Origin of the sequence: Haloglycomyces albus DSM 45210 (assembly GCF_000527155.1) — a bacterium.
Lineage (GTDB): Bacteria > Actinomycetota > Actinomycetes > Mycobacteriales > Micromonosporaceae > Haloglycomyces > Haloglycomyces albus.
The window spans coordinates 1,521,586-1,547,321 of sequence record NZ_AZUQ01000001.1 but is presented as its reverse complement, the minus strand read 5'-3'; the positions used below and the strand labels follow the sequence as shown (position 1 = coordinate 1,547,321).

Here is a 25,736-nt window from a genome sequence, read left to right as displayed (position 1 = left end):
GCCTAACATAAACGTGCTCCATTCAACGAGCCACTCTGATTGTCCCGTTACCGGCCCGAACGCAATGGCGATCGACAAAGACAGGTGGAGAACGTCCACGATTTACAGAAGGTTTAGCTGCCGCCGAAACGGCCCGGGCGGTCAAACTAGGCTGAAAGACCGATACAGCTGAAGGGACCAAGGCGATGCACAACTCCGACAATTCGTGCCTGACAATGATTCAACGTGCCGAATCGATCCTCACCGTGAAGGCTGAACGCGACTTCGCCCGCATCGCAACGGAATCCACTGGAGCGGAATTCCGCCGACTCGGTTCCATGCCAGCGACTCGGCTACCGGAACTTCCTGAATACGTGCCGTACAACAAAGTGCGAGGCTACCGGAAGGAAGAATGCCACCGGTTTAAGGAACTGACCGGATTTTATTCCGAATACGCCCTGAACCCGTCCGTCGAAGTCTGGGCTGCCGACGCCGATCGGGCCACACACCGCACGCTGCTGGACGCCGGTCTGCAACCGTCGATCACCACTGCCGCATTGCATACCAGACCGCGTCCATCACAATCGTCAATCGTGGACGTTCAGGAAGTCGGCCTTGACGACCGGCGATATATGGACGTGCTGTATCGCGGCTACGACGTGCCCCGCAGTGCCACTGCGTTCCGTCGCATGCTTGCGGTGGAGCACTCGACTCCCGGCCTACGTAGGTACATCGCCCTGATCGACGGCCGGGCCGTTTCGGCCGCCGCGCTTTTCACCGACGACTCGACGAGTCTCCTTGCCGGAGTGGCCACAATTCCGGCCTACCGGAAGCGGGGTTGCCAGGCAGCACTTGTCGAACGACGACTGTCGGACGCTGCCGAGCACAGCGACTTGGCTATCGCGACTACCGCGTTCGCGTCTCCCAGCCATGCCAATCTCGCCCGCCAAGGATTCCATATTTCGCACACCCGCACCACATGGAACTGATTTGCGGACTCAATAAGAAATAGAACCGCAGCGACTCACGAACTTACTTATCTGAGGAAGTCGTTCGCTCGATCGTTTTCAACCACATCAAGTGATGTCAATCGAGCGCGACAGAGCCTATTCGGTTCCGGTCCAATAATGCTCGTGGTTTAAGAAACACAGCTTGTCGAAGCGCTTCATATAGAACAAGGAAAAAATCCATAAGGTCCCATATGGCAGCCGATGACATATGCTGGGAAGGCAATATTTTTAGCCGATTGACTATTTCACCTGCCCCCACACCCATAACTCCGAGATTTGCCACCAATAGGCAGAACACTATAGCCGGTGGGAAATTTCTTATATGGTTCACCAGTGGATAATCCGAAAAATACCCCATGTCAATAAGAAAACTTATGATTGTCACGGGCATGACTACAAGAAATACGCGCATGCCATACTTCATTATCTTAAAACCGGTGGTATTACAAAGGTCCCTAAATTCTGAATTCACCCGTCTCTCCCCTTCTGCAAATCCACACGGCACACTATTCAGCTTCTACGTATAATCCAGCCGCGACTCACGCTCCCACAACGATGACGTTCACCAGGAACATACGCTTTGCCCGCTCAAACGGCGCACTTTGTCCCGCAGCCATACACACTGCATAAGTCGCATCCCCACGTACTGCTCACCGGAGCAGACCGCGAGCGCCGGACCAGCCACCGCAGCTACGTGGATTACCGGCGGTTCGTTTCCTCTCCCGGCATCTGGTCGAACACTCCGGTGCCGTTGGCCATGGCCGCGAAGTCGTTGTCCTGTACCGGGTCCGCCGAGGTGGGCATGGAAGTGGGCTTCGTTTCCTCACCGGAGTTGCCGCCGGGCAGGATCGTCGTCGCGTCCGCCTTCAGGTCGTCGATGTCTCCGGCTCGTTCGGCGACTTCGTCGTCGCTGTCCTCAGCGCTGTTCCAGACTTCCACGACGCGGGTGAGGACGAATCCGAACACGATGGCTCCGACCGGAATCCACAGCGGGTTGAACCAACCGCGGTCTTCCAGGAACCACATGGACGACAGCACCACTACGGCACCGAGGAAGGTTCCCGCGAAGCCACCGCGCCGTCCGTAGACGGACGTGCCGCCGAGAAGGGCGGCTCCCAGCGCCATCAGGCTCAGTTCCCATGGGTTGATCAACGTCGCCGTCTCGGCGTTACTGCCGCTCCAGGAGAATACGACTCCCGCCGCTCCGGCCAGTAGGAAGGAGGCGATGATGCCGCTTCCCAGCAGCCATGGGTGCGGTCGCCATTGTCCGTCCGGGGTTTCTCGGTTGGCTTCCAGTCGGGCGCGGATTCCCGCGAACGCCCCGATGGTGGCTAGTCCGAGGGTGAATACCACGGTCGCGCCCAGAGCGAGATAGACGATGTTGTTTCCCAAGGCATCGAGGTGGAATACTCCCGGTTCGCTGCGGCTGAGGAGTATCAGGCTGCCACCGATGCCAATGCTTGTCGCCCAGCCGGGGATTCGTAGCCAGGCGTTCAGCAGTGCCGAGGTGAGGCCGAGGAAGAACGCCGCTCCCAACGCCATTCCGATGGCCAGGACGGTTCCGGAGGCGGAGGCGTCTACGAATAGCCATCCGCTGAAGAGGGCGATCGGCCCGATGGCCAGGTTGACTGTGCTGACTCGTAGGGACAGCGCCATTCCGGCCGTGCCCAGTAGTAGTGGCAGGAGCGCTGCGGCGAAGCCCGACCATCCGGTTTCGGAGAACGGCCCTACCCCGCTGCGTGTCAGGGCGAAAAGCAGACCCGCCGCGCATAGGAACAAGGCGATTTCCCAAACGAGGTGTATTCCCAGGCGGTCGCGGGTTGGACTCTTCTGCTCGGTTTCCATATATACCGTTCTCCACACCAAATAGGTTGTGCCTTACCCTTTGACGACCTCGAAAACGGTTGTGTCCGCTTACAGGCTTCGTCTTGACTTGGGGCAGGTTATTCGTACTCTCAGAGTCAAGATAAGCCCTTACCTTAACTGGTTACCCTTCGTCGTCACCGCCCTCTGGATTTGTATCTTCCGGGGGAATCCGACAGGATCTTTCGAGCCATATGGCGGCGGCGACGAGCACAATTGAGGCACCTAGGCCCCCAATCGCATTCGGGGTGTCGTGCTGTGTTCCGGCGGTTTCTTGGGATACCGGCAGTAGTAGCCAGAGGCTGAATCCGGCGTAGGCTCCGGCGACGAAGGACCCGGCTACGGTGCAGGCTTTGCCGAGCACGGCCAGGCGTGCCATCTGGAGTGCGTGGAAGGGTTCGCCCTCGTATTCGGAGGTCGGGGTGCGCAGTTGTTTCCGCGTTCGCCACGCGAGGTAGGCCAATATCAGAGCCAGTACCAGTAGTGCGACCGCGTTGTACCACTCCAGGGTGGGGAGGTTTTGGTACCACCACGAGGCCACTACATAGGCGATGGACAGGCCGAGTAGTGCGGCGACGGCGATGCTTCCGGCCGTGGTGGGTTTCAGCGAAGGTGTGGGCTCTTGGTCAGTCATGGTGGTGCGGTCCTACCTCTGGGCCTCGTCGGATGGCGGCTCGATCGGAGTCGAGCTCGGGTCGCTGTAGTAGTTCGGTGAGTGGGCCGTGTCCGGGCAGTTCGGCGTCCGGTTGGATCTCCAGCCACGGCTGCAGCACGAACGCGCGTTGCTGGGCACGGGGGTGCGGCAGAGTCAGTTCGGGGTCGTCGCTGAATATCGCCGTTTCGCCGTCCCAGGCGGCGATGAGGTCGATGTCCAGGCTGCGCGGCCCGTACCGACGTTGCGGGTCGCGGACGCGGCCGGCCTGTTGTTCCAGTTCGCGGGTGTGCGCGAACCATTCGGCCGTCCCCCATCCGTCGCGTCGCACGACGGCGGTGGCGTTGACGTAATCGGGCTGTTCGGTGTCTCCCCATGGGGGCGTGTAGTACAGGGCCGATACCGCTACCGGCTGGAGTTGCGCTACCGCGTGTCGGATGGTCTCTTCTCGTTCGCCGAGGTTGGCTCCCAGGCTGAGTATTACGGTGATCATCGGCGGGTCCGTTCTATTCGCACCGATACGTCGGTGAAGGCGTGTTCGATGGGTGCGTGCGGTTTGTGCACCGTCACGGCCACTCGGGTCGCATTGCTTTCAACCAGGCACATGTCGGCGATCCGTTCGGCCAGGGTCTCAATGAGATTGACCGGCGTGCCCGATACGATCGCGGCGACCCGGTCCGCCAGAATGCCATAGTGGATGGTGTCGTACACGTCGTCGGTTTGAGCCGCCTGCCGTAGCGACGTCTCCAACTCCACATCGACCACGAACTCCTGTCCCTCACGTCGCTCCTGATCGAACACTCCGTGGTAGCCGAAAGCCCGCAGCCCTTTCAGCGTTATTACATCATCTGACACCCTTTTAGCCTATCGGGAAGGACATCGCCGCCGCATCAAGACGGTAGGCTGTAAGTGCATTGATCTCGTTTGCTTTGGAGGACGAACACATGTCATTGGAACGCCCACAAGCACCGTGGCCGTATGACTACCTACCTCAAGTGCCCAGCTTTGAGGTGACCTCGACCGACATCTCCGACGGCGAGACCCTCGCCGACAAGCACACCGCCACCGGTGGCGACGTGTCTCCGCAATTGTCGTGGTCGGGTTTCCCCTCCGACACCGCCGCCTTCGCCATCACCTGCTTCGACCCCGACGCGCCAACCGGCAGCGGCTGGTGGCACTGGCTGGCTCACAACCTCGACGCCTCGGTCACCAGCCTTGACACCGGCGCGGCCGACAATATGCCCGACGGCGTCGTCCAACTGCGCAACGACTCCGGTTCGACCGGCTTCGCCGGTGCCGCGCCACCCCCCGGAGACATCCCGCACCGCTACATTTTCGCCGTCCACGCCCTGAAACAGAAGGTCGACATCGACCCCGGCGCTTCCTGCGCGGTCGGTTCGTTCAATATCATCTTCAACGTCTTGGCGCGTGGCTTCCTTACCCCCGTCTACCGGATCGAAACCGAGTAATCACATGCGCGAAGTAGTTATTGGTTCCGCCGCCCGGTCCCCCGTTGCCGTGGGCAAACCGGGCGGCGCGCTCTCCGAAATTCACCCCGTCGACGTCGCCGCCCCGGTGTTCCAGACCGCTTTGAACCGTTCCGGCCTGCTGCCCGACCAAGTCGACGACGTCATCGTCGGTTGCGTCTCCCAGGTCGACGAACAGTCCTGGAACATCGCCCGCAACATCGTTCTCGCCGCGGGTTGGCCTGAAACGGTCCCCGGCACGACGGTCGACCGGCAATGCGGTTCGGGGCAACAGGCGATCGCCTTCGCCACCGCCCTCGTCGCCAGCGGACAGGCCGACGTCGTCGTGGCCGGTGGAGTCGAATCCATGTCCCGCGTCCCGATGGGCTCGTCGTCCGCCGACGGAAAACCCTACGGTGAGGCCGTACGGGCCCGCTACGCCGAACAACTCGACACCACCCGCACGCTGCCGTTCAATCAGGGTGTCGCGGCGGAGAAGATCGCCGCGAAATGGGGCATCGACCGCGCTGCGATGGAACGATTCGCCCTCGCCAGCCACCAGAAGGCCGCGAGCGCGCGCGATGCGGGCGATTTCGATCGCGAGATCGTTCCCTTCGACGAGTACGAGGTTGACGAGGGGATTCGAGACACCTCGTTGGAGAAGTTGGCGGGCCTGAAACCTGCCTTTTCGGAGGACGGGTCGATTACGGCCGGTCTGGCCTCGCAGATTTCCGACGGGGCCGCCGCCGTGGTGGTGATGAGCGCCGAGAAGTCGAGTACTTTGCGGCGCAAGCCGATGGCCCGCGTGGTCGATCATGCGGCGGTGGGTTCTGATCCGGTCATGATGTTGGACGGGGTCATTCCCGCGACGGAGAAGATTCTGGGGCGTACCGGGATGAGTCCGGACGAGATCGGGGTTTTCGAGGTGAACGAGGCGTTCGCGTCGGTCCCGATGGCGTGGGCGCAAGCGACCGGGCTGGCCGCCGACGACGAGCGTTTGAATCCGCGCGGCGGTGCGATCGCTCTGGGGCATCCGCTGGGTGCGACGGGGGCGCGCCTGTCGACGTCGCTTTTGCATTACATGCAGGATTCCGGGCAACGCTACGGGATGCAGGTGATGTGCGAAGGCGGCGGAATGGCCAACGCTACCGTCTATGAGCTGTTGAATTAAATTGCGGTGGCCTGTCCGGGCATGGACAGGCCCCGTTGTCGTTATTTCCAGCGCGACAGCACCAGGAGGCTCAGCACCATCGAGACGAATCCGACGGCGAGGTTCCAGTTTCCCCATGCGAGAACCGGATATTCCTGCCCGGACAGGTAGAAGATCGTCAACCATGCGATACCGAAGACGATCAGACCGACAGCCGTAGCCGGAACCCAGGCTGGACTGGGCTCGTACTGGTCTCCGGTCGATGAGCTGGAGCCACTCTTGGAGTGGTACACCTTCTTCTTGCGGACACGTGACTTAGGCATCGCGAACTCTCTTTCCGTGGTCTGACGCCACCAGATTACCTGCTTTGGTCAGCTTAGCCACCCCCGCACCCGACCTGCGTGCGAATTTTCGACACTCGTGTATAAGCGGAAGTAGAAGACGAGGTCTTTTGCAAAACCCTCCGTTCAGCCGATCGTTAGACCCTACAGATAGAACGTATATTGACTACATGGTGTGGAGGCCGCTTTCCACGACGACATTCTTCGCTCCCTGTGGAGGCGATGTTTTCCGCACTACCTCTTATAGTGGACGACGATGGATGCGTTGGTCGGCGATACGGCTCCGTGACCCCCGATAGATGACAGCGAGGCGCAGGTAATACGCATGGTTGGATTTGGAAGTGAGTCCCCGCGAGGACGTAAACCGAGCCCTCATCCTCGGTCCGGGCCTGCGGCGAGCTCTGGTCCCGCCGACGACGACACGGTCATCCTTCCCGCTGCTCAGGGCGGCACGGCCGGGACCGGCGATTCGGCGTCGACTCAGAAGGGGGAGCCGGCGGGACTGATTCCGGGCCCCGATGAGACCACCTTGCTACCGCAAATCGACGACGGCGATCAGGGGCCGGACTCCGGCGGTGATTCGTTGAACGTGAAGCGGCATCGTAGCGCGGGTGCGGGTAACGGGGTGCGCAATACGGTTCGGGTCGCCGGTGAGCTGTTGTTGACCTTCGGTGCGATCGTCATGTTGTTTACCGCCTATGAGATTTGGGGGGTCAGCGCGGAGATCAACGCGGAACAGGATGAGCTGTCGCAGACCCTCGACGATATCTGGGCCGAAACGGAACAGACCGATGAGGAGGGGAACCCGGTTCCCGAACTGGGTGACGCGTTTGCGCGCATGTGGGCTCCGAAGATCCGTGAACAGTCGTGGACATTGGTGGAGGGCACAGAGATGTCCGATATCGCCTACGCTCCGGGACGTTATTTGGATGGCGCGTATCCGGGTGAACAGGGCAACTTCACTCTCGCCGGTCACAATAATCCCGCTATTTTTCAGAAAATTCGCGATCTGGAGCCGGGCGACAATGTCGTCATCGAAACCAAGGACACCTTTTACATCTACGAAGTACAGCGTCATGAGATCGTGGACGAGACCCAGGTCGACGTCACCGCTCCGGTTCCCCGTCAGCCGGGCGCGACTCCGGGGGACGACGACTATTGGCTGACGCTGTTCACCTGCCACCCGCTATGGGACAACTATGAGCGGTATGTGGTGTATTCACAGTTGAAAGACAGTTATGCCCGTGATTCCGAAGGTGATTTGCCGGACGAGGCCGTGGAGGTGGACGCGTAATGTATTCCTGGGTTTGGGCTAAGCTCCCCGGCGGTCTTCCCGGTAAGATCGTGGGTTCTCTCGCATTGGTCGCGGTGGCGTTTTACCTGCTATGGTTTGTGACGTTCCCGGCGGTACGCCCCTACATGCCGTGGAGCAACGTCGATCCCGCCGCGAGCGATTCGGGCGATTCCGACGAGCAGATGTTGCCGTCCGATTCCGAGGACGGCGATGAGGACTGCGTTCCCGGGGTGAATTGCCCCGACGACGAGTTCGATCCCTCCGACTATGAGACCGCCGATGAGGAAGAAGGACGTGAACTTCAAGACGAATGGGAGTCCGACGATTAAGTATCGTCCGTCCCTGCTTCTGGTGGATTTTCGCGATTCCTTCGTCCACACCATCGCCGGATACCTGGGGTCCTATGGAACCGATGCGACCGTCCGTCGTGCCGAGGACATCACGGTCGGCGACGTCAACGCTTTGCGGCCGGACGGAATCATCCTGTCGCCCGGTCCGGGCCATCCTCGTTCGGCGCGTCTCGGACACGAGATCCTGACCGAGTTCGCCGGCCACACTCCAATCCTGGGTGTTTGCCTCGGGCATCAAATCATCGCCGAACATTGGGGGGCGACGGTCGATCAAGCCCCGGAAATGCGGCACGGGGAAAGTTCGGAGGTCGTCCATGACGGTCGGACCCTGTTCGACGGTATCGCCAACAACCCCACCGTCGTGGCGCGGTATCACTCGTTGACGGTTGACCCGGCGACCGTGGTGTCTCCATTGGAGATCTCGGCGTCCACCTCAAACGGCACTGTCATGGGGCTGCGGCATCGGGAACTGGCCGTCGAGGGCGTGCAGTTTCATCCCGAATCGATCCTGACGGTGGACGGTCACCGACTACTGCGCAATTGGGTCGGTGGGCTCGCGGCCCGATCGACCGACACGTCGCGAGCGCTCACTTCGCAATTCGGTTAGTCACGAGTTGCGGTCGGCATCAGCGGCTTTCAAGTCACGTACCCGTTGAGCCCGGAGAGATCGAGCCTGCCGGAACGGTTGAACGACACGTGCTGGATCAATATCCGACGGTGGAGACGCCAGGTGCGTCCAGAATCCCACTGCTTCGGGTGGAAGCCGCATTATTACCAGTGCGCGGCGCGTTCCATAGCTCGGCAGAGGAGTCGAAACGCTTCGTATTCCACCCACTGGCGAATCACGGGTCCGGTCAACTCGCAAGTGGAGTGCCAGGTGGAGTCCACATCGTCGTCGGTAACCTTCAGCGTGCAGATCAACTGCGGTATCCGATGGGGGAACTCGGCGTACACCAGCACCACGTGCGGCCGTTCGCTCGGCGGGCACACCGCCACCATCGGGCGACTGTCGTCTCCGAAGCGGCCGAGCACACACGCTTCGCTGACGTCGACGTCAGCGGGACGTGCGGCAGCGGAGGTGAATGATTCTCTAGCGTCGATAGTCATCATCGTCGTCCCCCTCATGCGGCCTCACACCGGTCGCAGTCAGTTCAAGCGGGACGACAAAGCCACTACGGCGGTCTCGTTGATCGTGTGCGCTGTTGCTGGACCGCGGTAGTGGCGTTTGGTTCCCGCTCGGGTTGAAACCGTTCCTGTAACGATTCAGCGTAACCTTCTGTCGGGCTCGGCGCTGCGGAACCGCGTTAACACATGGGAGGCGGATTTGTCAGCCAAAGTCGTTTCGAACATTCAGACGATCGTGCACCAACCGGCAGCGGCGACTTCGACCCGGATACACGTCGCGATGTCACGATTGAATACCGCTGAGTACCATTCACCATGTGGCAAGCTCCGATGATTCCCCCGAAATGACGCCCGAACAGATCAGTCAGGTGCGCGAAATCGTCAATCAGCGTCTAAAGGACGAACGACGGCAACAACACCGACGGGCCGTACAGCGTTTTCAGCCGTTCTCCATTGCCGTCGCCACCACGCATATTGCGTTCATCGCAATATTGGGGACCTTCCTTGTAGGGCTTCTCCTTCAAGCGTGGTGGAGCCCTACTGCCGCGACGTCACGGCTTATAGACTTGTTCGGCCCCCTTGCCGTTCTGGCCGGCATCGGTAGCGCTGTCACGGCGATTATGTACACCAAAACCGTTGGTGCCGCACGACTGCCGAAACGGCACTGGCAGCGCATCGCCACCGTATGCAACACGGTTGTACTGGCCTCCAGTCTCTTCGCTCAGTTTCTCCTCGAGATGCCGGTGATTATCGTGCTCACGGTAACCACCGGCTATTTCCTTTGGTTGAGCGGCCGCCTGAAAACCGAACTCACCGAGGACAGAACCTAGTCGGCACACCGACTACATCCCATTGCGTTTTTCGGAGTAGTTCTCCAAGTCCTCCAGCTGTTTCATATCCAGGCTCGGGCGGATACGTTGCCGGGCGCTCTCCAAGTGCGCCATGGTGACCACCGAAGCGTCCAGGCTCTCGCGCATAGCGGTGAGGGCGGCTTCGCGTACCAATGCCGAACAGTCGGCGGCGGAGTACAGCCACAGTTCGTCGGCCAGCTCGTCCAGGTTCACGTCCTCCGAGAAGGGAACGTTCTTGGCTCCGGCGCGCAGGATGTCGGCACGGCCCTCGGCATCCGGCGGTGGCACGTACAGCAGACGCTCCAGGCGTCCGGGACGCAGTAGCGCGGGGTCGATGATGTCGGGTCGGTTGGTCGCGCCCACGATGACGACGTCGTGAAGCGATTCGGCTCCGTCCAGTTCGGTCAACAATGCCGCCACGACCCGGTCGGCGGTGGGATTGTCGCTTCCTCCTCCACGTTGCGGGACGAGGGCGTCGATCTCGTCGAAGAACATGAGCGTCGGCGCGGCGGCCCGAGCGCGACGGAACAGTTCGCGCACGTTCCGTTCGGACTCCCCGACCCATTTGTTGAGCAGTTCGGAGCCTTTCACGGTGATGACGTTGGCTTGTCCCTCCCCGGCCACGGCGCGAACGATATAGGTCTTTCCGCACCCGGGCGGCCCGTACAGCAGAATGCCGCGTGGCGGTTCGATGCCCAAGCGCGTGAAGGCGTCCGGATAGGACAGTGGCCAGAGAATGGTTTCGGTGAGACTCTGTTTCAGGTCGTGCATGCCCCCGACGTCGGCCAGGGTCAACCCGCCGAGATCGACGTGGTCGTCGGCGAGCGCGCTCGGGCTGACGGTGTCGAGGGCGGTGGTGAGGTCGTCGGTCTGCAGTGCGGTGGCTCCACCGTCTTTGGCACGCAGGGCGGCTTTGACTCCGGCTTCGCGTATGACGGCGTCGAGGTCGGCGGCGACGTACCCCTGGGCTCGGGCGGCGATGGCGTCGAGGTCGACCGCGTCGTCGAGCTTCATCGACTTGGTGAGGTAGGTGAGAATGTCACGCCGTGCTTCGAGGTCGGGGAGGTCGACGATGACTTCGTGTTCGAGGGCGGCACGCAGATCGCGGCTGACGGCGTCGATGTTGGTGGTGGTGCAGATGACGGCGTTTCCGCTTTCCAGGATCTCCTCGGTGAACCTGGTGAACATGGTGCTGAGTGGAGTGGGTTTGTCTTCCGGCGCGATGGCGTCCACATTGCGCAGCAGGAGAACACTGTGGCCGTTGAGGTTGCCGCGAGTGTCGCGGAGTTGTCCGGCGGCGGCGTTGGCGTCCATGGCGGCGAGGTCGGGGCCGCTGAGTTCGTGGAGGTTGATGCCGAGTTCGTTGACGACGGAGTTGACGATGGTGGATTTTCCGGTTCCGGAGGGTCCGGTCATCATGATGCCGAGGCGAACCTTGGTCCCTACGACGGTGAGTACTTCGCTGTGGAAGAAGGCGAGGTCGAGTAGCTCGCGCAGTTCCTCTGCCGGTTGTCGGTATCCGGCGAGGTCGGCGTACGGGATGGTGTTGTCGGGAAGCTCGCTCGTCTGGGTGCCGGGGTTGATCGCCGGTGCGCGCGGCGGCGTGGGGCGGATGGCCTGCGGTGAGCTGGGCGCGCTGGTGACTGAGTGCGGCGCTCGGTCGCCTTCGGCGGTGGCGAGGCGTGGACCGGTCGTTTCGGGACGGAGCCGGTGGGTCATCGGGTTGAGCCATTGCACTCGGGTGTCGTTGGTGATCATGACCGGTCCATCCGGGTCGGTGGAGGTGGCGGTCAGGATGAAGCTGGTCCAACCCATGCCGAGGGTGTTGTTGAGTGTCCGGCGGGTGGCACCGGCCAGGCTTTTGTCGCCGATTTCGATGGGGAGGAGAGATATGTCGTCGCCTTCGGTCACCACTTTCGACAGGAGGGAACGGCGGAGGATTTCGGTGTCCACTCCGGCGACGATGGAGGCGGGGGCGTCGATGGTGATGTTCTGTGCCGCTGTGAGCTGGGCGGGGCTGACGTCAACTTCGGTGTTTTCCCGAACGCCCAGGTTGCCGAGGGTGAGGTCGTCGGCGTAGAGCGACCGTCGTGAGGCGTGGCGGTCGGCCTCGAAGGCGATGGCCGTGGTCGTGTGCCGTCCGCGCATGGTGATCGCGTCACCGGGCTGTAGCCCCAGGGCGGTGAAGATTTCGGGATGAAGTCGAACAATGCCGCGCCGGGATTCGAGTCCGGCGCGGGCACGTGCGGTAATAAGTTCGATCGAAGTCACCTCTCCAGGATATTAGATCCTTTCCGGTGCTTCGGTGGGGCGATATTGTGATCCGTTGTCAGTCGGCGGGCAGTTGGGGCGCGAGGCCGAACATGGGCCAGAGCGTTTCGACGTCGAGGAAGTAGTTGAGTCCGGTAATGACGTGGTCGTCGGTCTCCAGGACGGTGATCGACCAGGGCGTGAGGATCGAGGGATCCTCTTCGTCGGGTTTATAGTGCCCGAACGCGATACTTCCGTTGGCGTGAACGGGTATGAGCTTGGACCCTTCGCATCCCTTCCCAGGACCGGTGATGAACGCACCGACGTTGTCCGGTCCGGTCAACCACAGTTCCAGCGGAGGCATGGACATGACCACGTCGTCGTGCAGGAGCGTCTTCAACGCGTCGATGTTGAACGTCTCAAAGGCATTGGCGTACGACTCGGCGAGCTTGGTGTTGACCCGGTTCGACTCCGGTTGAGCGTAGGACGGTTGACTCCGCAGGTCGGACAGAGTCGCTCGCGCGCGCTGCAGGGCACTGTTGACCGAGTTGGGGGAAATATCCAGCGCATCAGCCGTTTCGCGAGCGCTGAAGGACAGCACGTCGCGCATGATCAGGGCGGCACGCTGCCGGGCGGGAAGATGCTGCACCGCCGAAACGAAGGCGAGTTTGATGGTTTCGCGCTTGTCGAACGACCGGCTGGGGTCGCCGGAGGTCACCCATTCGTCCGGAACGGGACCTAGCCAGGGGGCCTCCGGGTTGGCCGTTTCCAGCGGATTCTCGTCGGGGCGGCCGGAGACACGCATGTCCATGGGACGGACTCGGCGCTGCGCCGACTTGATCATGTCGAGGCAGACGTTGGTGGCGATCCGGTACAGCCAAGTGCGGAGGCTGGCGCGACCTTCGAAGGAGTCGGCGGCCTTCCAGGCCTTGACGAAGGTTTCCTGGACGGCGTCCTCAGCCTCCGCTGCCGAACCGAGCATGCGATAGGCGTAGGCGCGCAGTTCCACTCGATGGGGCTCGAATTTAGCGGCGTCGATGGTCATAGGTGCCATTATGCCCCGGACCACCGACGTACACCACTCCCCTCACAGAAGGACTCCGCAGCGTCCAACCGTGGTACTACCCGACCGGTCGAAATTGAGTCAATGGACCGATGTGGTGACTCCATAACGCCCATAACCTTGGGTTCATGATCGAAATCCAGAACTTCACCAAGCGCTACGGGAAGAAGGTCGCCGTCGACGACCTGACCTGCACGGTTAAGCCCGGGCAGGTCACCGGCTTCCTCGGCCCGAACGGCGCGGGAAAATCCACCACCATGCGCTCCATCATCGGCCTCGACACACCCACCAGCGGGCAGATCACGGTCAATGGGCAGGACTACCGGAAACTGGCCGCGCCGATCTCAGAGGTCGGTGCGTTGCTGGACGCCAAATCCGCCCACCCGGGCCGCAGCGCGTTCAACCACCTGACCGCGATCGCCCGCACCCACGGCATCGGACGTCAACGCGTCGAAGAGGTCATCGACCTGGTCGGATTGAGCCAGGTGGCCAAAAAGAAGGCCGGTGCCTTCTCCCTCGGCATGGGGCAACGTCTCGGTATCGCCGTCGCACTGCTGGGCAACCCGCAGACGCTGATTCTCGACGAACCGGTCAACGGCCTCGACCCCGACGGGGTGAAATGGATGCGTAACCTGCTGCGCCGCCTCGCCGACGAAGGACGGACGGTCTTTCTATCCTCACACTTGATGAGCGAACTGTCCTTGATCGCCGACCACATCATCGTCATCGGCCAAGGCAAACTGCTCGCCGACTCGTCCATGTCGGAGTTCATCAACCGAGGCAGCAGCAACACCGTGCGCGTGGTGTCTCCCGACGCCGCCGCCCTGAAGGGGTCGCTGCAGGGACCCGACGTCACGATTTCGGAATCCGACGCCAACACCCTGAGCATCACCGGAATCGAACCCGAGGTCGTCGGCCGTGCCGCTGCCGCCGGTGGCTACGTACTACACGAGCTCACCACCGAGAAGTCCTCGCTGGAGGACGTATTCATGGACCTCACCGCCGGTGCCGTCGAGTACCGTCCCACCGAAGCCAAGCAAGGAGCCTAAGCGATGACGACTGCAACCCTGACCCCGCAAGAAGGGGTACACCTACGCCTCGGCGGCGTGATCGGTGGCGAATGGAAGAAAATGTGGAGCGTCAAATCCACGTGGATCATCTATCTCATCGCCGCCGCGTTCGCCCTGACGTTTGCCGGGATCACCGCGCACACCTACAACGACGGCCAGATGGCCATGTGGGACAACCCCATGTCGCTCATCCTCGGTCCCGTGAGCATCGCGTCGATCCTCATCGCCATTCTGGCGATTTTGACCGTTACCGGGGAATACGGAACCGGCAGCATCCGACCGACGATGACGGCCGTGCCCGGTCGACTTCCCGTCGTCTTCGCGAAAGCCGCCGTCAACGCGGTGGTGGTCTTCGTATTCTTCGCGTTGGTGAGCCTGGTGATGTTCTACGTGTTCACCACCATGACGTCGGGAACCGACATCGGTGCACTCAGCTTGAGAGACGACCAGGTATTGAGCACCCTCTTCCACTACTCGGTCGCGTCGGCGTATTACGCGCTGCTCGGTGTAGCGCTGGGATTCCTACTGCGCAACACGGCCGGAGCGATCACGTTCTTCGTCGCGGTGGTCATGATTCTTCCCGACCTGGCACGCCTCTTGCCCTGGGAATGGGTCGACACCGCCATGAACTACGCTCCCGCACAGCTTGTCGGACCTCTGCAAGGCTTCGAGAGTGACGTCAGCATGGGCGCGGCCTACCTCGGCATCGCCGCTTGGCTCATCGTGGCCTTCGGATTCGCCGGGCTGGTCGTCAAGCAACGCGACGTCTAGCCGATGTATTAGGTTGGCATAGTGACAACGGATCAAAAGCGACGACGGTACTCTCTCCGCCGACTCTGGGAGTTCGACTCCCGGCGACCACGGTGGTGGGACGTGTCCGTCGTCGTTTTTTGGATCCTGGTGACCATTGCCGGACGGGTCGTACCGTGGTTCATGGGCGAGTTCCAAGAGCGCGACATCGCCTATTTGATTCTGCAAGTGGCTCTGCTCATTCCGCTAGTGTGGAGGCGGAGTAACCCGTTCACCGTCATGCTCATCGTGATGGTTCCGTCCCTCATCAGCGCTCTGTCCTCCGACCCCGTCATGGCCACCAGCCACGGAGTGGCCTACATCCTCATCCTGTTCAATGTGGGGATGCGCTGCCCAAACTGGCAGGTCACCCTCACCTTCATCCTGATCAACCTCAACGGGTTGATCGACAGCATCACCACCAACCACGGCTATATCTGGACCATCGTCGCCGACATCACGTCCAGCCTGGTCATATTCGGACTTATTTTGACCGTAGCGCTCCTCCTGCGCACCAAACGCGACCACGTCGTCTGGCTCGAACAACAACAGGCCGAGCAATCGGCCACCGAAGAGCGCCACCGCATCGCCCGAGAAATGCACGACATCATCGGACACAACCTCGCCGTGGTCAACGCCCTCGCCGACGGCGGACAATACGCCGCCAAAGCCGGAAACCACGACGGAGCCACCCAAGCACTCGAATCGATATCCGACACCAGCCGCCAAGCACTCAACGAACTACGCCGTGTCCTCGGAGTCCTACGCCACGACGACGAGGAAGAAGCCGAAATCGCGCCACAGCCGGGTCTGGACGACATCGACGAGTTGATACAGCGCGTCCGGTCCACCGGACGAAACGTCAACTACCGCACACACGGCGAACGCCCCGAACTGAACCAAGGACACGAACTGGTCATCTACCGCACCATCCAGGAAGCGATGACCAACGCGCTCAAACACACGCCCCCAGGCACGCCCATGACAATCGAGTTCGAATACGGCAGCGACGACGTCGACCTTCGAATCTCAAACCCGGGCATCCTGGTGGACAACGCCCAACCCGGTCGCGGACTGAGCGGGCTGGCCGAACGCGCTCGCGCCTTTGGCGGCACAATGGAGTCGGGACCGAGTGCCACCGGAGGTTGGACGGTCACGCTCCACCTACCGGTCAATGGGAATTAACGCCACGAGACAAAGGACCTCAACGTGACCACGGTTGCTATCGCTGACGACCAATCCCTACAACGCATGGGCTTCCGCATGCTGCTGGAAAGCCAGGACGATATCACCGTCGTCGGTGAAGCGGAGAACGGCAGTGAAGCCGTTCGACTCGCCGCCGACCGCAACCCCGACGTCATCCTGATGGACATACGCATGCCGGGCACGGACGGTATCAGTGCCACCAAGCAGATCGTCGGCTCCGGCGGACGCACCCGCGTCCTGGTTCTCACCACTTTCGACATCGACCAGTACGTCTACTCGGCTCTACGCGCGGGAGCGAGCGGTTTTCTCCTCAAAGACGCGCAGCCCGAAGAACTCTTGAACGCCGTGCGCGCCATCGCTTCCGGCGATGCCGTCGTCGCCCCGTCGCTCACCCGCCGCCTACTGGACCAATTCATCGGGCATCTCCCCGACGACGACGTCCCCGATCCCGAAACCGCCTCCGAGCTGACGGACCGCGAGAAGCAAGTCCTCCAAGCCATGGCGGAAGGGCTCACCAACGGCGAAATCGCCGAACGACTGTTCCTGGCCGAATCGACGGTGAAGACCCATATCGGTCGTATCCTCCAGAAGATCGGTGCGAGAGACCGCGTCCAAGCAGTCATCTACGCCTACGACGTAAAGCTCGTTAAGCCACGTGGTTAGTCGTTATTACTCCCCTTTTAGGGCTCTTCATGAGGTTTAGTGGGTGGATTAACCGGGGAAATAAGGGGACACTCGATCCCTGCGTTAAGATTTAAAGCGTTCTAAAACGGAACTCTATCTACCACGTACCTGGGTCGAGAACCCTGACCGGTGCGATCAGGCAGGGATTCTTTCCGAGCGTGTTACCCAAGGGATGATCACCAAGCCCGAGAGCACAGTGCGTATGGTGGCCGACGCTAATGATGATCATCTTGCCTACAGTTGTGCCACTGACAAAAGCACGTATGGGAACTATACCCCCGTTGTGTCAGTTCGTGGAAGACGAGAGGATACGGTACGTTCTGGAAATACGCAGCAATCATGTTCTTACGGATGTTTAGGGCCGTTAGAAGGAGATACGTGACCTGATGGCGACGGTCCCTCAGCATCGATGGGAGACAGCGCCACAAGGAGGAAGGCAAACGAGGCCCGGTTGAGTGTCAATGGGTCGGGGGAGCGCTAGTGCCGGATACGAGAGCACCACAATGATTTACTCGTTCTGTCCTCTCGAGGCGTTCACTAGAGAACAACGATCATGCATTTTATGTGTGTTGTCATCCCTCTCTGGACACAAAAACCGATCTGATTGCCAGGGATGGTTCACGGTGGGCCATCGAAACGCGTTTTGAGGACGCGAAACAAGAGTTCGGACTTGATGAATACCAGTTTCGTTCCTGAAATTGTCGCCGTGCGATAGTACTATCGGCTCGTGCTACTTAGGCGCAGAAAGGAAATGAGCCTAAAATCGGCTCGGGTGTCCGTTCAATGCCAACGAAAATCGATTTTAAGAAGTTTTCCGGCTCTTACCAGGCACGGCGCAGTCAGTTCCGTATCTTGGACGTGCCCGACATGCAGTACCTAATGATCGATGGACATGGCGACCCGAACACGTCGCCTGCTTTTAGAGACGCTATAAAATCACTGTACCCAGTGGCCTATAAATTGAAGTTCGCCAGCAAACGGGAACTTGAACGCGACTATGTTGTTCCTCCGCTGGAGGGACTGTGGTCAGCTGAGGATATGGATACCTTTACATCGGCGCGTGATAAATCGCAGTGGGATTGGACGATCATGTTGATGGTCCCCGATTGGATTGGGCAGGACATGGTCACTGCAACCATCGAATATGTGCGGAAGACGAAACCACCTGCGCGGATCGACGATATCCGTTTTGAGTCTCTTTCTGAAACTCGGTGTGTACAGACCCTGCATATCGGTTCGTTTGATGACGAGGCAGAAGTGTTGAGGGAGATGCATGAGGCGTTCATACCCGATAATGGACTACGGATGTCCGGGAGGCATCACGAGATCTACCTGAGCGACTTCCGGAAGGTAAAGCCGGAGAGGCAACGTACAATCCTCCGCCAGCCGGTCATTTCGCAGTGAGCGGGACGGTGTGCAGGGTGTGGGACATGGTGTCGGTCATGGGCCAATAGGCCATGGATTCGACTGAGCGCGCGGTCGTTTCGTATCTTCGTGCCAGCCGACGGTGCTGCATGAACGAGCCGAAGGTTCGTTCGACCGGCTACCGCCTCGTCGGTTCGAATCCTTTGGTCTGGTTGGGTTTCTGTGTCACTTCCACGTCGATACCTACCGCCTCAGCTGTTTCGGTCACCGATTTTCGGTATCCGTTGTCCACCTGGAACTTTGAGACGGACGGATGGTCTACGGCAACCCTCTCGACAAGGTCACGGCCACCGGCAGTATCGGAGATGTTTGCAGCGGTGACCATCCCCGTCAATTTCGGACCGATGGTATCGGTGACGATATGGCGTTTGAGACCTTTGATCTTCTTTCCCACATCAATGCCCTGGTCAGATTCGCCCACGTTGGGCGATGTTTTGACCGACTGGGCATCCGCCATGACGCCTGTCGGTCGGGGCGCTCGCCCTGACCGGCGTCTCACCTTGGCGCACAGTGCGTCATGGATCGCTTTGTCAGCTCCCCTCCCTCTTCCAATCACGATAATAGTTATGGACAGTCCGATAGGGAGGGAAGTTATGGGGGAGGTCCGCCCGCTGGAAGCCTGTACAGTTCATGTAGAGGATCGCATTAACGATCTCACGCAACGTGTGCTTGGGGCGATCAAGCCCCAGTCCGCGCTTTTGGCGCGCTTCCCGCCACGGCTCTACCATCGGCCTGATCGTTCCCACTGCTTATCGGTCATATCACTGGGATAAGCCCTACGGTCATCGCTCATACCTAACCAACGAACGAGAGAACACTTCAGGTACACGACAAAACTAAACCCGACAATCCACCATAATACGCTCCCTAAGTACGCCTGAATGACCATCGTGATCACTCAGCGTGCGTTAGTGTCGCGTATTGCTAACACAAAGTCAACAGCCACAAACGCGTGCCGGCCAAGACGAATGCGTATTTTGATGTCAGATACTTGACTCTGCTCCTCAAATGCAATGTCGCTTGTATACGGGTGGATCGACCGGGTGCCATGTAGAACGGTTGAAACGCAGTGCCTGAATGGAAATTCGATTGACCAATGGTGATCGGTACCGGAGACTTCAGAGCATGGCTAAAGTCGCGCTCGATATCGTTCCACTCGACCCCACTAACCCCGACCACATAGAAAACTGGCTGAATCTCCTCGATCTCGTTGAGGAACACGATTTCTCCAAGCTCCCACCCACCAGCCACACCGCTATGCTCGCTGAACTAGTACAGAGCGAAAAGCACTCCCGCACCAAACGCTGGCTCGGATTTGTCGACGGGGAACTTCTCGCCTGGGCCAAAGTGGAACTTCCAGACACCGACAATACGCATATCTTCGAGTTCGAACTGGAAGTACACCCTCAACATCGTCGCAATGGGATCGGTAGTCAGTTTGTGGAATTCCTGGAGAGCATAGCCCGTGAAGAGGGTCGCACCTCACTTCAAGCATGGGTGGCACTGCCCTATGGTGACACCGAGATTCCAGATACCGCCGCGCCCTTTGGAGCCAAGTTTGGCTACACGAACGCCAGCCCTCAGGACCTGCGACGGGTCGAATTGCAATCGGTCGATGAGGACGAGATCGAGCGTCTTAAGCAAGAGGCCGAAGCAAAGGCGACGGATTACGACATCGTTAACTGGGTCGGCATGATTCCAGAGAAGTATCTCGAGGGTCTTGCCCGAATGGACGAGTTCATGCTGACTGATATGCCTATGGGCGACTGGGATCTCCGCCCGGCCAAGATTGATCCGGCTCAGATTCAGCGACTTCATCTAGAAAAACTTCGACGCGGTTCCTTCATATTGCAGACGATCGCAGTACACCGTTCCAGTGGCGCGGTGGTTGCCGCGACCAAAATCTCGGTTCCCGCAGGAAGCGAGGAATGGGCTCACCAAGGAAGTACGATTGTCGATCCCGAACACCGGGGACATCGCCTCGGACTGCTGGTCAAGATCGCCAACCAGCGGCTACTAAAGAGCTACCGTCCCCATATGAAATACGTCGTGACCGGCAACGCTACGGTCAACGACAGCATGATCACGATCAACGAAGCGATCGGATACCGCCTATACGGTAAGGAAGGCGTACTCCAGAAAAAACTGGAATGAGCCTGAAACGGTTAGATCGATTGTGACATTAGGGATCACTCGATTAATGTCGACTCCCGATGCGGATGGCTTTGAGGAGATCGCACAGAATGCAGTCTTGCGATCTTCAGACTGCATGTTTGCCCAGCCGCCAGGTAAGGCTTTGACCGATCAAGGTCAGTGGTCGAGCCTCGAAGTATGACTAACGTCGATCTCGATATCGTTCCGCTCGACCGCAATAAACCCTAGCACCTTGACGACTGGTTCAGCCTGATGGCGACGTTGGACAAACACGACTTTTCTCGGCTGCCGCCTTACAGTGAGACCAGAACTTTGGTTGGCCCGTTAGAAGGTGAATACTACTCTCGTACCCGTCGTTGGCTGGCGTTCACTGATGGAAAAGCCGTTGCGTGGACTGAGGATCTTCTCGCCGATGCCAACAACACGCATATTCTTGACTTCGAGCTGCAGGCCCACCTCCGAACACCGTCGTCGTGGTATTGGACGCCGGTTCATCAGGTTCCTGGAAGCCGTTGCTCGGGAGGAGAATCGCACCTCTCTTCAAACGTGTGCAGTATTACCCGACGGAGAAACCGGAGTGCCCGACACGGCCGTTCCATTCGGCGCCAGTCTCGGATACAGTGACGTTAACACCCAGGATATACGTCGAGTTGAGTTGCAAGCGGTCGATGAAGGCAGAATCGACCAGTTGAAGGCGGAAGCCGAATCCAAAACGTACGACTACGAGATCGTCAGCGGGATTGGCATGATTCCGAAAAGGTATCTTGCCGGGATCGCCCGCATGGAGGAATTCCTTATCACCGATATGCCATTTGAGGACTGGGATCTGCAGCTCGCCAATATAGACAGTTCCCGCGTCAGGCGCGAGCAGACCGAGCAACTTCGACGCGGTGACCTGACTATCCGAACCATCGCACTACACCGCCAGAGCGACACAGTGGTGGCCGATTCAAGCATCTCGGTTCCAGCGGCCAGCGAAGCCTGGGCACGACACGGTAACACCGTCGTCGACTCCCGTCACCGAGGACATCGCCTCGGATTGCTGGTCAAGATCGCCAACCAGCGGCTACTGAAAAGCTACCGCCCTCACATGAAATACGTCATCACCGGTAACGCCACTGTCAACGATCATATGATCGCGATCAATGAAGCCATCGGCTACCGCCTATACGGCAAAATGGGTGTCTTCCAAAAGAAACATGAATAGTCCCAACCGGCTGCATTGACCGACCTTGATTGTTCCCACCCCAACCCAAAATCCCTTGGCGACATCACGGTCAATCCACTACCACAGTCAGGATCATTCAACATACGTCAGACTCTATGCTTGTTTGTCATCACCCTACCTAGGAAAGCGCAACTACCATGCCTAACGAATTCCATCCCGAATATGCCATCAATATCCGTGTAACCGGTGTACTCATACGTGATAACCGACTTCTTCTTGTGAGACAACGGGTGGATAAAGGCCGGTCATGGTCTCTACCAGGTGGACACCTTGAGACAGGCGAAGCTATCGGCGAAGCAGCCGCGCGGGAAATCCTTGAAGAGACAGGCATCGAAGCAAACGTCGATCGTCTCCTGTACGTATCAGACTTTCCAGAGCGTACTCCCCCAATCGTCCACTTTATGTTGCAGATGAATTATCTCGGCGGAGAGGAGCGGCTTCCGACCAATGAACATGACGACAATACGATCACAGCCGTCCGATTTGTTCCTATAGAAGAGCTGACAGACTACGGCTTTACCTATAAGTTTAGCGAGCTCGTCCGTTCGGGTTTCCCTGATACGGGCCAGTATGTTGGGCACAAGCGAAACATCGGACTCTGAGTAGCGCATGGCTATGCCGAGATCTACCAATCGTGCAAAGTAGGCCGCTCACCCGTATTCCACCCCGATTGCCGATCCGGCATATGCATCCATCGGCAGCACTGTGGAGGCGACCTACGTGGATCGTAGTCATAGGACACTTCATCGTTGACCACCGTGGAGACTCCGCGCCCTGAAAGCGGGTGGCCAACGGTGAAATGGGCGAGCTGCTGCGGGCCCGCCCATTAATCCCATTCAAGACTCACCGGATGCAGGGGGTGCCCAAAGGCCACCCCCGATCACGCCGGAACCTCTCAAATGCGTCCAATCGTTGTTATACCGTCCTTGTCAACAGCGCAGAACGTATTATTGCTCTTCTTCCTGCCGCTCCCAGACATTCCCATCCGAATCGACGAATTGATCGCCGGGTTGCGGCGTCAGGTTAGGCGAATCTGTTTCAACGTTCAAAGTGAAAGTGAAACCGTCGCTAATGGTGTCATCCAGATACGAGTACTCCTGAAAGTCAGCCGACATCTCCCATTGAGCAGCCGAGGATGCCGATGAGACCTTCAAAGGCCCGAAAAACTCGCTGGAGTTGTGTCCGATATATCGAGTGGCGCCCCGTTCGTCAACAAGCAATGAGGGGGCAAAGGGGCTGCCGTTCTGGAGTTTCCAGCGCCCTTCCATGTAGGAGACTCGTTCATCGGTGGCGAAGATAGCCAAAGCGTTAGCCACGGAGCGTTCGCCAAAGAAGTCGGTCGGATCGTTACGCACCTCGATCGATCCGTCATCTGTGGCGGTTCCCATCATCGTCGAACCACCTCCGTCGAAATTGAGCGCATCGACTGCGCCTAGATCGATCATCAGATCGCCTAGTTCGCGAAGGGTGACTCCTCGGCCATCGGTTTCACCGACTGTGACCATGTAAAGAACATTGGCTCCGGCATTGTATCCAACAGCGGTACGCACGGCGGCGTTCTTGGGCTGGTCCAGCTCACCGTCATCATAGTCGGCCTCAGGAAGTCCAGGTACCAACGCACCGTCACGCACGATCGGCATCCCTCCGATCGCCGTATCGACCGGTCCGTCAGGGGAGTCAAGCGACCAATTAGGAGTCACTTCGTCTCCAGGCTCAAGCGTCCGTAGCCAATCGGCCGCATCGTCACGAGCGAGCAGAATGAACTCGTTGTCGCGTATGTTTCGGTAATGCTCGAACGGAGTATAGGCACCTGGTTCAACAGGAGGAACGATATCGTCGATTCCAACCACAACGCCGTCACGCACGAGAACGTCGTGGATGTTCTCGCTACAAGGCTTAGTCCTGTCGTCATAGTCGCCGCAGACGGCTCGGTAACGATCTGTTGCACCCCAGCCGGAATCGAAATATCCGATGCTGTCGTGAGCAAGGCCGTATTGATTGACTCCTTCAAGGACATGGTTACCTCGGTTGGTGTCAATCGTTCCTTGGACATGGAATTCCGTCATGATCGGCTGACCGTCTTGGAAAGCCAAGGCGCTTTCGTTCGGTGAACCCTCTGGGCGCCCGGGGCCCATACGCTGCTTCCCAGGAACTGCACCCTTGACATACGTTTGTCCGGTGAATGAAAGCGACGGAAACAGGTCGGCGTTGTCGGTAATCATCGGGCCGACCGGGGCATCGGTATAACGAGGCCAGTCGTCCTCGCTATTATTGAAGAAGTCACCATTGACCACGGCCGTCGCCTCGGCCTGCTCGGCCATCAACGAGGGCTTCTCCGTGTGGGCAATGGAGTCGGGAACAAGGACGTCAGCACTGATATGGTCTTCAACAATGCTGACGGACAGTTGATTGACAGGTTGCCCCTTGTAGGTGTAGGTCTCGTGCACCACACCAGGGGCGATCTCTTCGACGGTACTTTCCTGCTGCGCTGCCGCCGGTGCGGGGACCAGCGGTATGGCAATCGCGGCAGTACTTGCGAGCGCAATTGACTTGATCGTATCTCGCAACGTTCTGTCCTTCCTATCATTGACAGGACAATTAACAATAATACTGTTCTCCTTGAGGCGCAACGGAATTGTCTATGTTCCTTAAGGGCGGGGCTGAAAGATCACCCGCGAGGCGTTGGGGCTCACTGCGCCCTGTGAAGTCGAGCTGCCGCGCTATGCGCCACGCTTTCAGTAACACACTCGACGACGAAACCGGATCACATCTTAAGACGTCGAACTAGGACGAACGCTTACTGGAATGGGAGTCAAACACTCCGGCCGGTGGGCCATTGTGAGCATGGGTGAATTCGTATCGTGCCGATTCACGAGTGTTGGCACGGTATCAACATTGCGGCTACCCTACCCGACGTTGATGTGTGCATTTGGCTAGCCGAGAAGTACACAACGGCGTTGACATCTCCAATGGATGTCGGCATACCTGCAACCCCTATCGTGCACACGGAGGACAAATGGTGAATCGCTACAGCATCGCCCTCGTCGCAAGCCTTCTCACCATCACGCTGACCGCCTGTACCAGCGCACCTGACACAGCGGAAGCAGATTCGAGCCCGAAGGCACGTGATTTCACCTCGCAGCTCACGGGGTCAGAAGACATCGACTACCAACCGATGGTGTCGCCGGAACATGCTGCCGAGACTGCAGACGTGATTGTTTCGGGGTCGATCATCGCAGTCCACGAGGGTTTGAGCTTCGACCACGATAAGTTCCACGACCCCGAATATCAAGAAGACAACGACATGACTCTAGAAGACTTCCAAACACCGACCGAATCGATCATATTGGAAGTCACAGTCGATCAAAACCTCATGGGACTCAATGATTCGGCCGAATCGATTTACCTGTACCAGTCACTTCACGGTCATGGAACGATGACCACGCTGGACGACGCGGGAATTGGACTTCGTATTGTCATGGCCGGTGTCGAAGCGTCGCAACGGGATCCCTATACGGACTTGGACGATGTAACTATCAATCGCCCTGCCGATATCCCCGAAGACGCACCCATATACCAATCGGGACCGGGCTGGATGTGGTTTCAAGCCGAATCAGACGACACCATAACTGGAGTAGGGGTTTCTCATGATGAGCTCGGTGATGCATGGGGCTCTGTCTCATCCATCGACGATTTGATCGAACGTTTCGCTGCCGAGTAGGCCATTACCAATGCGGTGTGCGGAGCCCTTTGCCTGCAGCCACCTACCTCGGATGGGTAATCAGA

At 59.1% G+C, this 25,736-nt stretch carries 27 protein-coding genes; 16 read left to right on the top strand and 11 right to left on the bottom strand.

Annotated elements, in window-relative coordinates:
- The first annotated feature begins 185 nt into the window (after positions 1-185).
- Entirely contained in the window at positions 186-968 is a 783-nt protein-coding gene (locus tag HALAL_RS17490) for a GNAT family N-acetyltransferase (RefSeq protein ID WP_025273360.1), read from the top strand.
- A 720-nt stretch (positions 969-1,688) separates the two neighbouring features.
- Here the strand turns inward: HALAL_RS17490 and HALAL_RS0107215 are convergent.
- From HALAL_RS0107215 to folB, 4 genes are all read right to left on the bottom strand, one after another.
- A complete protein-coding gene (locus tag HALAL_RS0107215; RefSeq protein ID WP_025273358.1) occupies positions 1,689-2,834 on the bottom strand; it encodes an ABC transporter permease in 1,146 nt (381 codons plus the stop codon).
- Positions 2,835-2,976: 142 nt separating this feature from the next.
- On the bottom strand, positions 2,977-3,486 hold the full coding sequence (locus HALAL_RS0107210) for a DUF3180 domain-containing protein (protein ID WP_051462803.1): 510 nt from the start codon (positions 3,484-3,486) through the stop codon (positions 2,977-2,979).
- The gene (gene folK, locus HALAL_RS0107205; protein ID WP_025273356.1) at positions 3,479-3,997 is read right to left on the bottom strand and encodes a 2-amino-4-hydroxy-6-hydroxymethyldihydropteridine diphosphokinase; all 519 of its coding nucleotides are present in this window, start codon (positions 3,995-3,997) and stop codon (positions 3,479-3,481) included. The genes HALAL_RS0107210 and folK overlap by 8 nt, the downstream gene beginning before the upstream one ends.
- Positions 3,994-4,359, bottom strand: a complete 366-nt coding sequence (gene folB, locus HALAL_RS0107200; RefSeq protein ID WP_025273355.1) for a dihydroneopterin aldolase — start codon at positions 4,357-4,359, stop codon at positions 3,994-3,996. Before folB ends, folK begins: the two co-directional genes overlap by 4 nt.
- 89 nt (positions 4,360-4,448) lie before the next feature.
- On the opposite strand from folB, the gene HALAL_RS0107195 reads away from it, so the two are divergent.
- Positions 4,449-4,973 carry a YbhB/YbcL family Raf kinase inhibitor-like protein gene (locus HALAL_RS0107195; protein ID WP_025273354.1) on the top strand — a complete coding sequence of 175 codons (525 nt, stop codon included), beginning with the start codon at positions 4,449-4,451 and terminating at the stop codon, positions 4,971-4,973.
- Between the two features lie 4 nt (positions 4,974-4,977).
- Positions 4,978-6,141, top strand: coding sequence for a thiolase family protein (locus HALAL_RS0107190; RefSeq protein WP_025273353.1), 1,164 nt, complete (start codon positions 4,978-4,980; stop codon positions 6,139-6,141).
- A gap of 41 nt (positions 6,142-6,182) precedes the next feature.
- Here HALAL_RS0107190 and HALAL_RS0107185 read toward each other — a convergent pair whose 3' ends face one another.
- Positions 6,183-6,443 carry a cell division protein CrgA gene (locus HALAL_RS0107185; protein WP_025273352.1) on the bottom strand — a complete coding sequence of 87 codons (261 nt, stop codon included), beginning with the start codon at positions 6,441-6,443 and terminating at the stop codon, positions 6,183-6,185.
- Between the two features lie 343 nt (positions 6,444-6,786).
- Here HALAL_RS0107185 and HALAL_RS17485 point away from each other — a divergent pair, with 343 nt between their 5' ends.
- Genes HALAL_RS17485 through HALAL_RS0107170 form a run of 3 tightly spaced genes read left to right on the top strand, consistent with a single transcriptional unit; the run spans position 6,787 to position 8,712 of the window.
- Positions 6,787-7,755, top strand: coding sequence for a class E sortase (locus HALAL_RS17485; RefSeq protein WP_025273351.1), 969 nt, complete (start codon positions 6,787-6,789; stop codon positions 7,753-7,755).
- Positions 7,755-8,084: a hypothetical protein gene (locus HALAL_RS16700; protein WP_025273350.1), complete on the top strand. Its 330-nt coding sequence runs from the start codon at positions 7,755-7,757 to the stop codon at positions 8,082-8,084. Before HALAL_RS17485 ends, HALAL_RS16700 begins: the two co-directional genes overlap by 1 nt.
- Positions 8,050-8,712: an anthranilate synthase component II gene (locus tag HALAL_RS0107170; RefSeq protein WP_245598054.1), complete on the top strand. Its 663-nt coding sequence runs from the start codon at positions 8,050-8,052 to the stop codon at positions 8,710-8,712. Before HALAL_RS16700 ends, HALAL_RS0107170 begins: the two co-directional genes overlap by 35 nt.
- Before the next feature lie 164 nt (positions 8,713-8,876).
- Here the strand turns inward: HALAL_RS0107170 and HALAL_RS0107165 are convergent, their stop codons facing one another.
- On the bottom strand, positions 8,877-9,215 hold the full coding sequence (locus HALAL_RS0107165; protein ID WP_025273348.1) for a hypothetical protein: 339 nt from the start codon (positions 9,213-9,215) through the stop codon (positions 8,877-8,879).
- A 332-nt stretch (positions 9,216-9,547) separates the two neighbouring features.
- Here HALAL_RS0107165 and HALAL_RS0107160 point away from each other — a divergent pair, with 332 nt between their 5' ends.
- The gene (locus HALAL_RS0107160) at positions 9,548-10,060 is read left to right on the top strand and encodes a hypothetical protein (protein WP_156937655.1); all 513 of its coding nucleotides are present in this window, start codon (positions 9,548-9,550) and stop codon (positions 10,058-10,060) included.
- Positions 10,061-10,072: 12 nt separating this feature from the next.
- On the opposite strand, the gene HALAL_RS0107155 is transcribed toward HALAL_RS0107160, so the two are convergent.
- Together HALAL_RS0107155 and HALAL_RS0107150 are read right to left on the bottom strand one after the other, a co-directional pair.
- Entirely contained in the window at positions 10,073-12,352 is a 2,280-nt protein-coding gene (locus HALAL_RS0107155) for an AAA family ATPase (RefSeq protein ID WP_025273346.1), read from the bottom strand.
- A 58-nt stretch (positions 12,353-12,410) separates the two neighbouring features.
- Entirely contained in the window at positions 12,411-13,376 is a 966-nt protein-coding gene (locus HALAL_RS0107150; RefSeq protein ID WP_211240445.1) for a sigma-70 family RNA polymerase sigma factor, read from the bottom strand.
- A 146-nt stretch (positions 13,377-13,522) separates the two neighbouring features.
- Here HALAL_RS0107150 and HALAL_RS0107145 point away from each other — a divergent pair, with 146 nt between their 5' ends.
- The 5 genes from HALAL_RS0107145 to HALAL_RS0107125 all read left to right on the top strand — a co-directional run bounded on the left by HALAL_RS0107145 (position 13,523) and on the right by HALAL_RS0107125 (position 18,547).
- Entirely contained in the window at positions 13,523-14,443 is a 921-nt protein-coding gene (locus tag HALAL_RS0107145; protein ID WP_025273344.1) for an ATP-binding cassette domain-containing protein, read from the top strand.
- Positions 14,444-14,446: 3 nt separating this feature from the next.
- The gene (locus HALAL_RS0107140; protein WP_025273343.1) at positions 14,447-15,235 is read left to right on the top strand and encodes an ABC transporter permease; all 789 of its coding nucleotides are present in this window, start codon (positions 14,447-14,449) and stop codon (positions 15,233-15,235) included.
- Between the two features lie 21 nt (positions 15,236-15,256).
- The gene (locus HALAL_RS0107135) at positions 15,257-16,438 is read left to right on the top strand and encodes a sensor histidine kinase (RefSeq protein ID WP_156937654.1); all 1,182 of its coding nucleotides are present in this window, start codon (positions 15,257-15,259) and stop codon (positions 16,436-16,438) included.
- A gap of 24 nt (positions 16,439-16,462) precedes the next feature.
- Positions 16,463-17,122, top strand: a complete 660-nt coding sequence (locus tag HALAL_RS0107130) for a response regulator (protein ID WP_025273341.1) — start codon at positions 16,463-16,465, stop codon at positions 17,120-17,122.
- An 804-nt stretch (positions 17,123-17,926) separates the two neighbouring features.
- Positions 17,927-18,547, top strand: coding sequence for a GyrI-like domain-containing protein (locus tag HALAL_RS0107125; RefSeq protein WP_025273340.1), 621 nt, complete (start codon positions 17,927-17,929; stop codon positions 18,545-18,547).
- A 139-nt stretch (positions 18,548-18,686) separates the two neighbouring features.
- Here HALAL_RS0107125 and HALAL_RS18540 read toward each other — a convergent pair whose 3' ends face one another.
- Together HALAL_RS18540 and HALAL_RS19290 are read right to left on the bottom strand one after the other, a co-directional pair.
- Complete coding sequence (locus tag HALAL_RS18540; RefSeq protein ID WP_156937652.1) at positions 18,687-19,025, bottom strand: transposase; 339 nt, start codon at positions 19,023-19,025, stop codon at positions 18,687-18,689.
- A 73-nt stretch (positions 19,026-19,098) separates the two neighbouring features.
- A complete protein-coding gene (locus tag HALAL_RS19290; RefSeq protein ID WP_156937651.1) occupies positions 19,099-19,296 on the bottom strand; it encodes a transposase in 198 nt (65 codons plus the stop codon).
- A 397-nt stretch (positions 19,297-19,693) separates the two neighbouring features.
- Between HALAL_RS19290 and HALAL_RS0107115 the strand changes: the two genes are divergently transcribed.
- The 3 genes from HALAL_RS0107115 (at position 19,694) to HALAL_RS0107105 (ending at position 22,552) form a co-directional block, all read left to right on the top strand.
- Complete coding sequence (locus tag HALAL_RS0107115; protein WP_025273339.1) at positions 19,694-20,722, top strand: GNAT family N-acetyltransferase; 1,029 nt, start codon at positions 19,694-19,696, stop codon at positions 20,720-20,722.
- A 577-nt stretch (positions 20,723-21,299) separates the two neighbouring features.
- Complete coding sequence (locus HALAL_RS0107110) at positions 21,300-21,929, top strand: hypothetical protein (RefSeq protein ID WP_025273338.1); 630 nt, start codon at positions 21,300-21,302, stop codon at positions 21,927-21,929.
- A 158-nt stretch (positions 21,930-22,087) separates the two neighbouring features.
- Positions 22,088-22,552: an NUDIX domain-containing protein gene (locus HALAL_RS0107105; protein WP_029767536.1), complete on the top strand. Its 465-nt coding sequence runs from the start codon at positions 22,088-22,090 to the stop codon at positions 22,550-22,552.
- A gap of 345 nt (positions 22,553-22,897) precedes the next feature.
- On the opposite strand, the gene HALAL_RS0107100 is transcribed toward HALAL_RS0107105, so the two are convergent.
- A complete protein-coding gene (locus tag HALAL_RS0107100) occupies positions 22,898-24,580 on the bottom strand; it encodes a phosphodiester glycosidase family protein (RefSeq protein ID WP_156937650.1) in 1,683 nt (560 codons plus the stop codon).
- A 386-nt stretch (positions 24,581-24,966) separates the two neighbouring features.
- Here HALAL_RS0107100 and HALAL_RS0107095 point away from each other — a divergent pair, with 386 nt between their 5' ends.
- Complete coding sequence (locus HALAL_RS0107095) at positions 24,967-25,671, top strand: hypothetical protein (protein WP_025273335.1); 705 nt, start codon at positions 24,967-24,969, stop codon at positions 25,669-25,671.
- Positions 25,672-25,736 lie beyond the last annotated feature (65 nt).

Excerpts from the sequence above, each read along its gene's own strand:
- HALAL_RS17490 (WP_025273360.1), top strand. The coding sequence starts at position 186 with ATGCACAACTCCGACAATTCGTGCCTGACAATGATTCAACGTGCCGAA.
- HALAL_RS0107215 (WP_025273358.1), bottom strand. The coding sequence starts at position 2,834 with ATGGAAACCGAGCAGAAGAGTCCAACCCGCGACCGCCTGGGAATACAC.
- HALAL_RS0107210 (WP_051462803.1), bottom strand. The coding sequence starts at position 3,486 with ATGACTGACCAAGAGCCCACACCTTCGCTGAAACCCACCACGGCCGGA.
- folK (WP_025273356.1), bottom strand. The coding sequence starts at position 3,997 with ATGATCACCGTAATACTCAGCCTGGGAGCCAACCTCGGCGAACGAGAA.
- HALAL_RS0107195 (WP_025273354.1), top strand. The coding sequence starts at position 4,449 with ATGTCATTGGAACGCCCACAAGCACCGTGGCCGTATGACTACCTACCT.
- HALAL_RS0107190 (WP_025273353.1), top strand. The coding sequence starts at position 4,978 with ATGCGCGAAGTAGTTATTGGTTCCGCCGCCCGGTCCCCCGTTGCCGTG.
- HALAL_RS0107185 (WP_025273352.1), bottom strand. The coding sequence starts at position 6,443 with ATGCCTAAGTCACGTGTCCGCAAGAAGAAGGTGTACCACTCCAAGAGT.
- HALAL_RS17485 (WP_025273351.1), top strand. The coding sequence starts at position 6,787 with ATGGTTGGATTTGGAAGTGAGTCCCCGCGAGGACGTAAACCGAGCCCT.
- HALAL_RS16700 (WP_025273350.1), top strand. The coding sequence starts at position 7,755 with ATGTATTCCTGGGTTTGGGCTAAGCTCCCCGGCGGTCTTCCCGGTAAG.
- HALAL_RS0107165 (WP_025273348.1), bottom strand. The coding sequence starts at position 9,215 with ATGATGACTATCGACGCTAGAGAATCATTCACCTCCGCTGCCGCACGT.
- HALAL_RS0107150 (WP_211240445.1), bottom strand. The coding sequence starts at position 13,376 with ATGACCATCGACGCCGCTAAATTCGAGCCCCATCGAGTGGAACTGCGC.
- HALAL_RS0107145 (WP_025273344.1), top strand. The coding sequence starts at position 13,523 with ATGATCGAAATCCAGAACTTCACCAAGCGCTACGGGAAGAAGGTCGCC.
- HALAL_RS0107140 (WP_025273343.1), top strand. The coding sequence starts at position 14,447 with ATGACGACTGCAACCCTGACCCCGCAAGAAGGGGTACACCTACGCCTC.
- HALAL_RS0107125 (WP_025273340.1), top strand. The coding sequence starts at position 17,927 with ATGCCAACGAAAATCGATTTTAAGAAGTTTTCCGGCTCTTACCAGGCA.
- HALAL_RS18540 (WP_156937652.1), bottom strand. The coding sequence starts at position 19,025 with ATGGCGGATGCCCAGTCGGTCAAAACATCGCCCAACGTGGGCGAATCT.
- HALAL_RS19290 (WP_156937651.1), bottom strand. The coding sequence starts at position 19,296 with ATGGTAGAGCCGTGGCGGGAAGCGCGCCAAAAGCGCGGACTGGGGCTT.
- HALAL_RS0107115 (WP_025273339.1), top strand. The coding sequence starts at position 19,694 with ATGGCTAAAGTCGCGCTCGATATCGTTCCACTCGACCCCACTAACCCC.
- HALAL_RS0107105 (WP_029767536.1), top strand. The coding sequence starts at position 22,088 with ATGCCTAACGAATTCCATCCCGAATATGCCATCAATATCCGTGTAACC.
- HALAL_RS0107095 (WP_025273335.1), top strand. The coding sequence starts at position 24,967 with ATGGTGAATCGCTACAGCATCGCCCTCGTCGCAAGCCTTCTCACCATC.